12 protein-coding genes are annotated in these 11,642 nt (G+C 67.3%); 9 read left to right on the top strand and 3 right to left on the bottom strand.

Annotated features, from left to right (window positions below; genetic code table 11):
- The 4 genes from PMI02_RS03350 to PMI02_RS03335 form a co-directional block, all read left to right on the top strand.
- Window positions 1-367, top strand: a 367-nt coding sequence (locus PMI02_RS03350; RefSeq protein ID WP_007678726.1) for a DNA repair protein RecO C-terminal domain-containing protein, incomplete at its 5' end; no start/stop codon positions are given.
- A 19-nt stretch (window positions 368-386) separates the two neighbouring features.
- Complete coding sequence (gene leuB, locus PMI02_RS03345) at window positions 387-1,430, top strand: 3-isopropylmalate dehydrogenase (RefSeq protein WP_007678724.1); 1,044 nt, start codon at window positions 387-389, stop codon at window positions 1,428-1,430.
- Window positions 1,431-1,475: 45 nt separating this feature from the next.
- Window positions 1,476-2,672 carry a glycosyltransferase family 2 protein gene (locus tag PMI02_RS03340; protein WP_007678720.1) on the top strand — a complete coding sequence of 399 codons (1,197 nt, stop codon included), beginning with the start codon at window positions 1,476-1,478 and terminating at the stop codon, window positions 2,670-2,672.
- Window positions 2,673-2,829: 157 nt separating this feature from the next.
- Window positions 2,830-3,315: a hypothetical protein gene (locus tag PMI02_RS03335; RefSeq protein ID WP_007678718.1), complete on the top strand. Its 486-nt coding sequence runs from the start codon at window positions 2,830-2,832 to the stop codon at window positions 3,313-3,315.
- A gap of 33 nt (window positions 3,316-3,348) precedes the next feature.
- Here PMI02_RS03335 and PMI02_RS03330 read toward each other — a convergent pair whose 3' ends face one another.
- Window positions 3,349-4,632, bottom strand: coding sequence for a phospholipid carrier-dependent glycosyltransferase (locus tag PMI02_RS03330; protein WP_007678715.1), 1,284 nt, complete (start codon window positions 4,630-4,632; stop codon window positions 3,349-3,351).
- A 97-nt stretch (window positions 4,633-4,729) separates the two neighbouring features.
- On the opposite strand from PMI02_RS03330, the gene PMI02_RS03325 reads away from it, so the two are divergent.
- The 4 genes from PMI02_RS03325 to PMI02_RS03310 all read left to right on the top strand — a co-directional run bounded on the left by PMI02_RS03325 (window position 4,730) and on the right by PMI02_RS03310 (window position 8,592).
- Window positions 4,730-5,938 (top strand): PLP-dependent aspartate aminotransferase family protein, encoded by a 1,209-nt coding sequence (locus PMI02_RS03325; protein ID WP_007678712.1) that lies wholly within the window; start codon window positions 4,730-4,732, stop codon window positions 5,936-5,938.
- Window positions 5,939-6,027: 89 nt separating this feature from the next.
- Window positions 6,028-6,426 carry a Co2+/Mg2+ efflux protein ApaG gene (gene apaG, locus PMI02_RS03320; RefSeq protein ID WP_007678709.1) on the top strand — a complete coding sequence of 133 codons (399 nt, stop codon included), beginning with the start codon at window positions 6,028-6,030 and terminating at the stop codon, window positions 6,424-6,426.
- 36 nt (window positions 6,427-6,462) lie between these two features.
- On the top strand, window positions 6,463-7,266 hold the full coding sequence (locus tag PMI02_RS03315; RefSeq protein ID WP_007678706.1) for a LysR family transcriptional regulator: 804 nt from the start codon (window positions 6,463-6,465) through the stop codon (window positions 7,264-7,266).
- A gap of 66 nt (window positions 7,267-7,332) precedes the next feature.
- Complete coding sequence (locus tag PMI02_RS03310; protein WP_007678703.1) at window positions 7,333-8,592, top strand: DUF1214 domain-containing protein; 1,260 nt, start codon at window positions 7,333-7,335, stop codon at window positions 8,590-8,592.
- Between the two features lie 19 nt (window positions 8,593-8,611).
- On the opposite strand, the gene rlmN is transcribed toward PMI02_RS03310, so the two are convergent.
- Window positions 8,612-9,928 carry a 23S rRNA (adenine(2503)-C(2))-methyltransferase RlmN gene (rlmN, locus tag PMI02_RS03305; protein ID WP_007678699.1) on the bottom strand — a complete coding sequence of 439 codons (1,317 nt, stop codon included), beginning with the start codon at window positions 9,926-9,928 and terminating at the stop codon, window positions 8,612-8,614.
- 284 nt (window positions 9,929-10,212) lie between these two features.
- Between rlmN and PMI02_RS03300 the strand changes: the two genes are divergently transcribed.
- Complete coding sequence (locus tag PMI02_RS03300) at window positions 10,213-10,881, top strand: outer membrane protein (RefSeq protein WP_007678696.1); 669 nt, start codon at window positions 10,213-10,215, stop codon at window positions 10,879-10,881.
- 214 nt (window positions 10,882-11,095) lie between these two features.
- Here PMI02_RS03300 and PMI02_RS03295 read toward each other — a convergent pair whose 3' ends face one another.
- Complete coding sequence (locus PMI02_RS03295) at window positions 11,096-11,605, bottom strand: hypothetical protein (RefSeq protein ID WP_007678694.1); 510 nt, start codon at window positions 11,603-11,605, stop codon at window positions 11,096-11,098.
- Window positions 11,606-11,642: the final 37 nt, after the last annotated feature.

Genomic DNA, 11,642 nt, shown 5'->3' with positions numbered 1-11,642 from the left:
GCTCGCCGAGCCGCTGCCCGCCGCCGCGATCGGCTGGATCACCGCGCTCACCGCCACGGTCCTGCCCGAGCGGCAGGAATTTCCCGGCCTTTACGAAGCGCTGGAAGGCGCGCTCCAGGCGATCTGCGTCGCGCCGTCCGCGCGCGGCTGGGCGCTCGGCCTTGTACGCTACGAAGTGCTGCTGCTGCGGGAACTGGGCTACGGCGTGCGCGTCACGCGCCCGGCGGACGATGACTGGCCCGCGCTTCTGGGCACTTTCGATGCCGTCGGGCGCGAATTGGCCCGCTACCCGCTTGCCGATCGCCGCAGAGACGTTATGGCGGCGCGCACCCTGCTGCGTGAGCGGCTGGGGCGGATCGGAACCTAGGAATAGAGCGGGAAAACGCATGCGGATCGCGGTTTTTGCAGGAGACGGAATCGGCCCCGAGGTCACCGAGCAGGCCGTGCGCGTGCTCGAGACGCTCGCGATTCCCGGCCTCGAACTCGTCGAGGGCGACGTCGGCGGCGCGGCCTACCGCAAGCACGGCCACCCGCTCCCCGAGCAGACGCTGGAGATCGCACGCTCGGCCGATGCGATCCTGTTCGGCGCCGTGGGCGACTTCTCGCTCGACCACCTGGAGCGCGCGCTGCGCCCCGAGCAGGCGGTGCTGGGCCTGCGCAAGGAACTCGGCCTCTTCGCCAACCTGCGCCCCGCGACGGTGTTCAAGGGGCTGGAAGACCTCTCCACCCTGCGCCCCGAAGTGGCCGGCAAGATCGACCTGCTGATCGTTCGTGAACTCAATGGCGACGTGTACTTCGGCGAGAAGGGCACCCGCACGCTCGAAGACGGCCGCCGCCAGGGCTGGGACATGATGTCCTACGCCGAAGACGAAGTGCGCCGCATTGCCCATGTCGGCTTCAAGGCCGCGCAGGGGCGCTCGAAGAAGCTGTGCTCGGTCGACAAGGCGAACGTGCTCGAAACCTCGCAGCTGTGGCGCGACGTGGTGATCGAGGTCTCGGCCGAATATCCGGACGTCGAGCTGACCCACATGTATGTCGATAACGCCGCGATGCAGCTGGTCAAGAACCCCGGCGCCTTCGATGTGATCGTCACCGGCAACCTCTTCGGCGACATTCTCTCCGACCAGGCGAGCATGTGCGTGGGCTCGATCGGCCTGCTGGCGTCCGCCAGCCTCGCCGAGACCAGCTTCGGCCTCTACGAGCCGATCCACGGCTCCGCCCCCGACATCGCCGGCAAGGGCCTCGCCAATCCGATGGCGACGATCCTTTCCGCCGCGATGTTGCTGCGCCATTCGTTCGGCATGGAGGCCGAGGCCGCCCGTATCGAGGCGGCGGTTGCGGCCGCCCTGGCAGACGGCGTCAAGGGCGGCGACCTCGGCGGCAGCGCGGGCACCAAGGAAATCGGTGACGCCGTCGTCGCACGGCTGTAATGCCACTAATCGTTTATTGACGTTTACCACCTAAATCCGGGACGCATGAACATTACCAGTTCGGAACTCGCGCAGGCCGCACAAGCCGCTGAAACCGTCGCTCTGCGCGGTGCGAAGCCGCTTGAACTCGCGGTTGTCCTGCCGACCTACAACGAGCGCAAGAACATCGCGACCATGATCGAGCGCCTCGACAAGGCACTCGTGGGCATCGCGTGGGAAGTGATCTTCGTCGACGACAACAGCCCCGACGGCACTTCGGACGAGGCGCGCCGGCTGTCGCTCATCGACCCGCGCGTGCGCTGCATCCAGCGCATCGGCCGCCGCGGCCTCGCCAGCGCGGCGATCGAGGGCATGTGCTCCACCTCCGCGCCGATCGTCGCGGTCATGGACGCCGACCACCAGCACGACCCGGCGCTGCTGCCTGGCATGCTCAGGGCGGTCGCCTCGGGCGAATACGACATCGCCTATGCCTCGCGCTTCGCGGAGGGTGCCAGCACCGAGGCATGGGGTCGGCCGGACCGGGTCAAGGCTTCGGGCCTCGCCAACCGGATCGCCAACAAGGTCACCGGGGTGGAACTCACCGACCCCATGAGCGGCTTCTTCATGCTGCGCACGCAGACCTTGCGCGCCGATGCGCACCGGCTCTCGGGCGTGGGCTTCAAGATCCTGCTAGACATCCTGGCGACGGTGGACACCCCGCTTCGCGTCAAGGAATTCCCCCTGAACTTCGCCGCCCGTGCGGAAGGCGAGAGCAAGCTGGACCAGACCGTAGTGTTCGAATTCCTCGTAGGTCTTTACGACAAGTGGCTGGGCCGCATCATCCCGACCCGCTTCGCGCTGTTCGGCACCGTCGGCGCGCTGGGCGTGCTGGTGCAGCTCGGAGCGCTGTGGATCATGCTCCACGTCGTCTTTGGTGAGCGCTTCGTCTACGGAAACTGGTCCGAGAGCACGACCTTCAACATCGCCAATACCCTGGCGGCGGTCGTCGCGATGACCTTCAACTTCGTGCTCAACAACGAGCTGACCTACTCCGACAAGCGCCTGCGCGGCCTTGGCCCGGTGATGCGCGGCTGGGCGCAGTTCGCGGTGACCTGCTCGCTGGGCCTGCTGACCAACATCGGCGCGGCCGCCGTGCTCAAGACCATCGGCGTGCATGACGTGCTCGCGGTGGTGACCGGCATCGTGCTCGGCTCGGTGTGGAACTTCGCGCTGTCGTCCAAGTTCGTCTGGGGCAAGTACTGAGCAGCGCTGGCGCCGGCCTGGCCCGGAGCGTTGAATAGACGCGATTCAAGTAAAAGTTCTGTCATTTGTCGGCGAGCACAAGTCGTTCGTCGGAATCCTTTTGTAACGGCCGCGTCATTGGTCTTTTCGCCCGCCATCAATTTGCGGGAGAAGCACCATGATCTTTCACGTTTCCATCGACGCGCGCGACCCGCGCCACGTCGCCGAAGTCCTCGCCGAACTGCTCGGCGGCCGGGCGACGCCGTTTCCGCCGGTTGCCGAGGGCAGCTGGCTCGCCCACGCGGGCGATGATCGCAACACCATGGTCGAGGTCTATCCGCGCGGCACGCAGCTGGTCGAGGCGCCCGGCGATGCCGACGCGCTCGGCGTGCCGGGCGAGGGCGGTCTGAGCGCCACGCACTTCGCCATGGCCACGCGCCGCTCGCAGGCCGATATCTTCGCCATCGCCATGCGGGAAGGCTGGCCGGCCAAGTACCGCAAGCGCGGGGGCGCCTTCGGGGTCATCGAATTGTGGATCGAGGGCAACCGCATGGTCGAAGTGCTGACCGACCGGATGCAGCAGGAATACCTCGAGGCGATGCGGCTCGACGCGTGGCAGGACATGCTGGCGCAGGGCGACGACAGGCATCGCGTCGCGGCCTGAGAACGGTGGGGAAGGGCGCAGGCCCTTCTCCATTCACCGCCAGCTCGGCAGCCACATCCAGAAGTTGTACGCGCTCTTGAACGGCAGCGGCCAGGCCGAGATGATCGGGTAGAACAGCGCGAACATCGCCAGCGAGAGCGCGAAAGTCCCGACGCCCAGCCATCGCCAGCGGTCCCGCCGGTCCCACAGCGTGTCGAGCGCGAGCGCCAGCAGCGCCATCAGGAAGGCGCCGGGTAGCAGGTAGTGGTAGTAGAACTGCACCGGCTTGCCGTTGACGATCCACATGCCCAGGCACGCCGCGTAAAGCACCAGGAAGGCCAGCGCGTCCCACCGACGCCGGAAAACGGCTGCCCACAGGCTCCACGCCAGCGCGAACAGTCCCGCGATCATCGAGACCGGATTGCCGAGCATGACGATCCCGCGCTGGGCGCCGTCGACGTTCTCGAACAGGAACCAGATGCCGCGGTAGTCGACGATCCACTGGTACCAGAAGGTCCGGTAGGGATGCGGCTTCTTCACGCTGTCCTGCAGGCGGATCATCAGCTCGTGCTGCTCGATCACGCCCCACGGCGACACGGCGTGATGAGGATAGAACATCGCCGGCAGGTAGGTCGCCCAATACACCGCGAGCGGGAAAGCCCCGAGCCAGAGCGCCGCCTCGGTCAGCGTGATCCCCCTGATCGGCCCGGCGCCGCGGCGGCCGAGGCGCAGGGGGCCGGTCTCGCGAACACGCAGGATCAGGAACGCGAGGCCGGGCATCATCAGCGCCGGAGCGCCGCTCCACTTGGCGCCCAGCGACAGGCCGAGGGCCAGGCCGCTGGCGATCAGGTGCCACCGGGCAGGGCCGGTGCTCCGCGCCCGCAAGGCAGCCGCGAACTGCCACAGGCCGGCCATGCAGAGCCCCGCCGAGATCATGTCGAGCATGGCGATGCGGCTCTGCACGAACCACATGAAGTTGGTGGCGAGCAGGGCGGTCGCCTGCAGGGTCGCGCGGCGGCGCTGGGTCAGGTGCCAGGTGAGCCGCGAGAACGCGAAAAGCCCAAGCCCTCCGAACAGCGCCGGGCCGAGCCGCCAGGCCAGCGGCCGGTCGCCAAGCAGGTGGATCATGCCTGCGATCACTTCCTTGCCGAAGAGCGGATGCTCGCGGTTGGCGGGGATCAGTTCCAGCAGCTTGAGTGCGGCGGGGACGTAATGGACCTCGTCGAAGTAGTAGCGGGTCGGCACGCCGATGCGCCACAGGACGAGCGCCTGGAATGCCGCCGTCAACAGCAGGCACCAGCCGAGCGGGTCGCGATTTTGTCTGGCGGCTGATGGCATCGGAGGGGCGGGATAAGGGGGATCGCGCCATTGGGCAAGGGCGCCGCAATGCCCATCCGCTTGCGCTCCGCTCCGCGCGCTCTTACAGGCGGAGGCCATGAAACGCACCACCGGACAGGACCGCACCCAGACCCGCAACTGGCGCCCCGCCACCCGCGCGATTCGCGGGGGCACCTGGCGCTCGGAAATGGGCGAGACGAGCGAAGCGCTCTTCCTCACCTCGGGTTATTCGTATGACGACGCCGCCACCGTCGCCGCGCGCTTCGCGGGCGAAGAGGACGGCATGACCTACTCGCGCCTGCAGAACCCGACCGTGGCGATGCTGGAAGAGCGCATCGCGCTGCTCGAAGGCGCCGACGCCTGCCGTACCCAGGCTTCGGGCATGGCGGCGATGACGGCGGCGCTGCTGTGCCAGCTTTCGGCGGGCGATCACATGGTCACCGCGCGGGCCGCCTTCGGCTCGTGCCGCTGGCTGGGCGATCACCTGCTCCCGCGCTTCGGCGTCGAGGTCACCATCGTCGATGCGGGCGACCTTGCGCAGTGGGAAGCCGCAGTCCGTCCGAACACCAAGGTGTTCTTCTTCGAGACCCCCGCGAACCCGACGATGGATATCGCCGACCTCGCCGGCATAGCCGACATCGCCAAGGCGCACGGCATCACCACCGTGGTCGACAACGCTTTCTGCTCGCCCGCCCTGCAGCGGCCGATGGAGTTCGGCATCGACGTCGTCGCCTATTCCGCGACCAAGCTGATGGACGGGCAGGGCCGAGTGCTCGCCGGCGCCGTCTGCGGGTCGGAGGAGTTCATCAACGACAAGCTGCTGCCGTTCCAGCGCAACACCGGCCCAAACCTCTCGCCGTTCAACGCCTGGGTGGTGCTGAAGGGCCTCGAGACGCTCGACCTGCGCGCGAAGAAGCAGAGCGAGAACGCGCTCAAAGTCGGCCAGTTCGTCGAGAAGCGGGTGCCGAAGATCCTGCACCCCTGGCTCGACAGCCATCCGCAGCAGGCGCTGGCGATGAAGCAGATGGATGCCTGCGGGCCGATCTTCAGCTTCGTGCTCGACGGCGGCCGCGCGCAGGCGCACGCGCTGCTCGACGCACTTCAGCTCATCGACATCTCGAACAACATCGGCGACTCGCGCTCGCTGATGTGCCACCCGGCTTCGACCACCCACCACAACATGGGTCCCGAAGGACGCGAAGCGATGGGCATCGGCGAAGGCATGCTGCGCATCAATATCGGCCTCGAAGACGCCGACGACCTGATCGAGGACTTCGATCAGGCGCTGAGCAAGGCCGGGCTGTGATCCATTTCTCCCCGGGTTCGCCCGGGGAGAAAATGCTCCTTCGTTACACGGTTGTAGCCTTGCGAAATCGTCGTTAGGCTGGCCCCGTCATGAAGGAACTGTTCCAGCATACCGCCATCACCGATGGTCTGACCGTGCGTGTCGCCGTCAATTTCCTGCCCGAGCAATCGCGCATCGAGGCGGGGAAGTGGTTCTGGGTCTACCACATCCGAATCGAGAACGAGACCGGCAAGACCCTCCAACTGATGAGCCGGCACTGGCGCATCACCGATGCCACGGGCCGGGTCGAGACGATCGAAGGCGAGGGCGTCGTTGGCGAGCAGCCGGTGATCGCGCATGGCCGCAGCCATGACTATGTTTCGGGTTGCCCGCTCACCACGCCGCAGGGCTCGATGGAAGGGCACTACACATTCGTGCGCGAGGACGGGCGCGAGTTCACGGCGCTGATCCCCTACTTCCCGCTCGCCGCGCCCGCCACCGCAGGCTGACTTGCCCCGGCGAGCGCCTGCGCATAGGGAAGCGCCATGAAGCGCACGCACCTGCCCCTCAACGCCCTGCGCGTCTTCGACGCGGCGGCACGCCACCTCTCGTTCACCCGCGCGGCGGACGAGCTGGCGGTGACGCCCGCCGCCGTCGGTCAGCAGATCCGCGCGCTGGAGGACCTGCTCGGCGTCGTGCTGTTCCGCCGCACCAGCAAGGGTTTGGAGCTGACCGACGAGGCGGGCACCGGCCTTGCCGCGCTGCGCACCGGGTTCCTGCATTTCGAGGATGCGGTGCAGGCGATGCAGGCGGGCCAGTCGAGCCACGTCTACACCATCGCCGCTCCGCGCGAGTTCTTCGCCGCCTGGCTCGCCCCGCGCCTCGCTGCGTTCCGGGCGGCCAATCCGCAGGTTCATTACGTGCTCGTCGACGGCGAGATGACCGACTTCACGGAAGCCAACCTCGATCTCGCGGTACGCTGGACCGACGGGCCGGCCGACCTCGAGGGCCTGCCGCTCGGCACCGCCGAATGGGTGCAGGTCGGTTCCGGCGACTGGATCGGATGGCCGGGCGATCCGACTCCGGGCGCGGACGAAGGCGATGCCGAGGAAGCCAAGCCGCCGATCATGGTGGGTGATGCCGGGCAGGCGATCGCCGCCGCGCTCGCAGGCATGGGGCGCGCACATGTGCCGGCGCTGCTCGCGGCGGGCATCGGCGATGGTGGCCGCAGCGATCTGGTGGGAACTGCCGTTCCTTGCAGGCGTGGCTACTGGCTGGTCGCGCCGCTGCCGCAGTGGCGGCAGAAGAAGGTCAAGGACCTCGTCTCGGCGCTTACCGCTGGGGCGTAGCAGGCTCCGATTGACGCTGGCCGGGCGCGCGATCACTCTACCGATCAAGTAGAGATGGGAGAGCGGATGGCCAGAAGTTCCCTGAAATTGCTTGGGCTCGCGGCGGTCGCACTTGCGGCGCTGCCGTTTGGCGCGCGCGCGCAGCAGGCTGTGGCACCGTCGACGGCCTCTCCGGTCGAGGGCTGGGACGAATTCGTCGACTCGCTGCGTGACCTGCCTGAGCGGATGCTGGCCAGGCTCCCCGAGGCAATGCGGCAGGACCCGCAGATCCGTGCCGAAATCGGCCGTATTGCGCTCGAAGCGGTGGCGAGTTCGTCGATCGAGGCGATCGGCTCCGATCCTACCGCCCCGGTATTCCTGCCTGCCATCGGGCAGGTCCTCAACGTCGGCCAGCCCAATGCGGACACCGTCTACAAGGTCGCCGCCGTAGATCCGGCGCAGGGCTACCGCATCTCCGGCCGGAAGGGCTCGGTGACGCTGGCGGTGATCGCGCAGGTCCTGCGCGGCAGCAACTCGCGCCCGCATCTCGACCTCGCCACGCTCAAGACCGATGCGGAAGGCCGCTATTCGGTGCTGGTCGCGCCGACGAGGCCGGAGGGCTATGAGGGCGACTTCTGGCAACTCGAAGGGCAGACCCGCCGCCTGATGCTGCGCGTCGTCAGCTCGGACTGGAGCCACGAGGAACAGCCCACCGTGACCATCGAGCGGGTCGGTGCGCCGATGGGCCGCCGCCGTCCCTCTGCCGCCGATCTCACCGCCAAGCTCAAAGGGCTTCCGCAGGCGATCGGCACCATCGCGCCGATGTTCGTGGCGACGGTGCAGAAGCTGGCTGACGAGGGCTACGTCAACCGATTCAAAGTCATGGTCCCGCCTGAAGGTGCGCTTGCTTCGCAGTTCTACTACGACGGCGTCTACGACATCGCCGACGACGAGGCGCTGGTCGTCGAGTCCGAGGTGCCCGCCACCTGCCGCTACCGCTCGCTGATTCTGACCAACGCGCTGTACGAGACGGTCGACTGGACCAACAACCATTCGAGCCTCAACGCCGCACAGGCCGCGCCCGACAGCGACGGCAAACTGCGGATCGTCGTCTCGTCGAAGGACCCGGGCGTGAAGAACTGGCTCGACACCGCCGGCTATCCGCGCGGCATCATCCAGGGCCGCTGGACCGGCTGCGACAGCCAGCCGATCCCCAAGCTGACCAAGGTGAAATTCAAGGACCTCGCCAAGGCACTGCCCCGGGACGTCGCGCGGGTCACGCTGGCCGAGCGCGACGCGATCGTGCGTGAACGTAGCCGGGCCTACCAGGAGCGCGCCCTCTGGTGAGGGCGGTTCCGGTCGACAATCAGCCCAGCGCCGCTTCCTTTTCGGCGAGCAGGCGGTCGATTTCGGCGCGGCTTTTCTTCTCGGCGGAGGTCTTGAGCTGGCCGCAGGCGGCATCGATGTCGCGGCCGCGCGGGGTGCGGACCGGAGCCGAAATGCCGCCTTGGAAGACGATGTCCGAGAACGTCCTGATGCGCTCGGGCGTCGAGCATTCGTAAGGCGCGCCGGGCCAGGGGTTGAACGGGATCAGGTTCACCTTGGCGGGCAGGTCGTACTTCTTGAGCAGGCGGACCAGTTCGCGCGCGTCGGAGTCCGAATCGTTCTTGTCCTTGAGCATCACGTATTCGAACGTGATGCGCCGGGCGTTGGAGGCGCCGGGATAATCGGCGCAGGCCTGGAGCAGGTCCTCGAGGCCGTACTTCTTGTTGATCGGCACGATCTCGTCGCGCACGTCCTTGGTCACCGCGTGGAGCGAGACCGCGAGGTTGACGCCGATCTCCTGGCCGCAACGCTCCATCTGCGGGATCACGCCCGAAGTGGAGAGCGTGATGCGGCGCTTGGAGAGGGCAAGGCCGTCGCCGTCCATCACCAGCTTGAGCGCGTCGCGCACGTTGTCGAAATTGTAGAGCGGCTCGCCCATGCCCATCATCACGATGTTGGTAAGCAGGCGGCCATCCGAAGTGTAGTCGCCCTCGTCCTCATCCTCGTCGAGGCCCGCCATGGTGGCGAGGCGCACGTCGCCCGCGCCCTTGGGCCATTCGCCGAGGGCATCGCGCGCCAGCATGACCTGGCCGACGATCTCGCCGACCGTCAGGTTGCGCACGAGGCGCATGGTGCCGGTGTGGCAGAAGCGGCAGTTGAGCGTGCAGCCCACCTGCGAGGAGACGCAGAGCGTGCCGCGGTCCGCGTCGGGGATGAAGACCATCTCGTAGTCGTGGGCGTCGGCGGTGCGCAGCAGCCACTTGCGGGTGCCGTCGCTGGAGTGCTGCGCCTCGACGATCTCGGGACGGCCGACGACGAAGCGTTCGGCGAGCCACGGCCGCATGGTCTTGGCGATGTCGGTCATCGCCTCGAACTCGGTGACACCGCGGTGGTAGAGCCAGTGGTAGACCTGCTTGGCGCGCAGCTTGGCGGCCTTCATGTCGAGGCCGGCATTTTCGAACAGCTCGGCGATGCGCTTCTTGGGCAGGCCGAGCAGGTCGATGCGGCCGTCCTCTCGCGGGGTCACGCCGTCGACGATGCCTGGGCGCGGCACGGGCATGGGCTCGATGTGGCCCGGGATCGGCATGAGGCCGGCAGCGGCAGCCGCCCCGGCAGGGATATCGTTCGTCTGTGACATGATCGGCGGCCATATAATGCATATGGGGCCAAAACGGAAGGAGGTGCTCTCGCGCGGGCGCCATGGGCCTGCGCGAACGGCGGCGGCGAGGCTTCGTTCCATCAGTTCGACCGCCCGAACGTTCGTCACATCGCAGTAGTGTTGCCGAAAAACACCAGCGTTTTCGTTGTGTTAGGTTCAGGAAACTCCGACCCCGGCGATGGCATTTCACCAGTCCAAGGCGGACGAAACCCGCTTGATGGAAGGGCGGAAAAACCGCCGCATGGAATGATCGGAGTACCTTTATGAAGAAGATCCTTTTCTCTCTCGCCGCTGGCACCGCGATGGCTTCCGCCCCGGCCATGGCGCAGAATGTCGCCCCGGTTGACCCGTTCTCGGGCTTCCACGTCGAGGCGCTCGCCGGTTACGACGTGAGCAAGGCGGGCAGCAGCGTCGATGACGACGTGAACGAGGACAACGACCAATCCATCGATGGCTTCGCCTACGGCGTGGGCGCCGGATACGACTTCCGCGCCGGCAACTTCGTCGTCGGCCCCGAGGCGGAAGTGACCTGGTCGACCGCCAAGACCAGCTTCGACGACGGCGACTTCGAGGGCTTCGGCATCGGCAACGTCAAGACCAACCGCGACCTCTACGTCGGCGCGCGCGTCGGTTATGTCGTGACGCCCAAGACGATGATCTACGCCAAGGGCGGTTACACCAACGCCAAGTTCGACGTGCGCAACGCCAGCGGCACCGTGACGACCAACCGCGACCTCGACGCGGACGGCTGGCGCATCGGTGCGGGCGTCGAGCAGGCGATCAGCAACAACGTCTTCGCCAAGCTCGAGTACCGCTATTCGAACTACGAGAAGGGCGAACTCGACTACCGCGGTGACTTCCCCGACGGCGACCGCTTCGACCTCGACCTCGACCGTCACCAGGTGATGGCGGGCGTCGGCGTCCGCTTCTGACGAATACCTGACCGACCTTCATGGCGGAAGGGGAGGGCGGGGCCGGAAGGCCTCGCCCTTTTCCGTTTTTGGCCGGTTGCAAAGTACGCAAGTTGATGAAGGGCATGCGTGCGGCGTGTGTTTACGAGGGGCAGCGGCGGGCGGTTTGTTGACGGTGGAAAGAGCCGCCGCGAATGTAACAGGCGCCGCCCTTGTAGGAAAACCGGAAGAGCGCTCAGCGCAGCTTTGCGCAGCCGATCAGTGCCGCGTCCATCGCCGAGGCGGCGCCCGGCAGCGCCCAGGTGTTGGCGAAGGGCCGCCCTTTGGCATCGCGGGCACTGGCGGTCATCGACGCGGACGAGCGCATGGCGGCGATGATCGCGGCGTTGTCAGCGTCATTGCGAGGCCAGGCATCGCCGCCGCCGGCGGTCATCACGATCCGCCGGCCGCCGATCCGCAGCGTGACCGGGGCATTGGCCGACAACTGGCGCGACAATCGCAGGTGGACCTGGTTGCGGGTGCCGCGCCTGGGCCAGGTGCCGATCGCCGCGTAGGGCTGGTAGTCGCGGCTCATGGCGCTCGGCTCGGCCATGGCGATGGCATAGCAGCGCGGGACCAGCGGATCGCGGAACGCCCCCCAGCCGCCGTAGAGCCCGAGGCTCTCGCGGGCGAGGGCGGGCGAGGCGAGCGCCGCGCAGGCCAGCAGCGTCAGCACGAGCAGGGATCGGGGGCGGGAAAGGCTCACGGCGCGCTCATGGCACGAAACGCCGCGTGGCAAAACG

The organism is Novosphingobium sp. AP12, assembly GCF_000281975.1.
GTDB lineage: Bacteria > Pseudomonadota > Alphaproteobacteria > Sphingomonadales > Sphingomonadaceae > Novosphingobium.
Note: the sequence above shows the minus strand (reverse complement) of the source record. Positions and strands in the feature narration are given on the sequence as shown.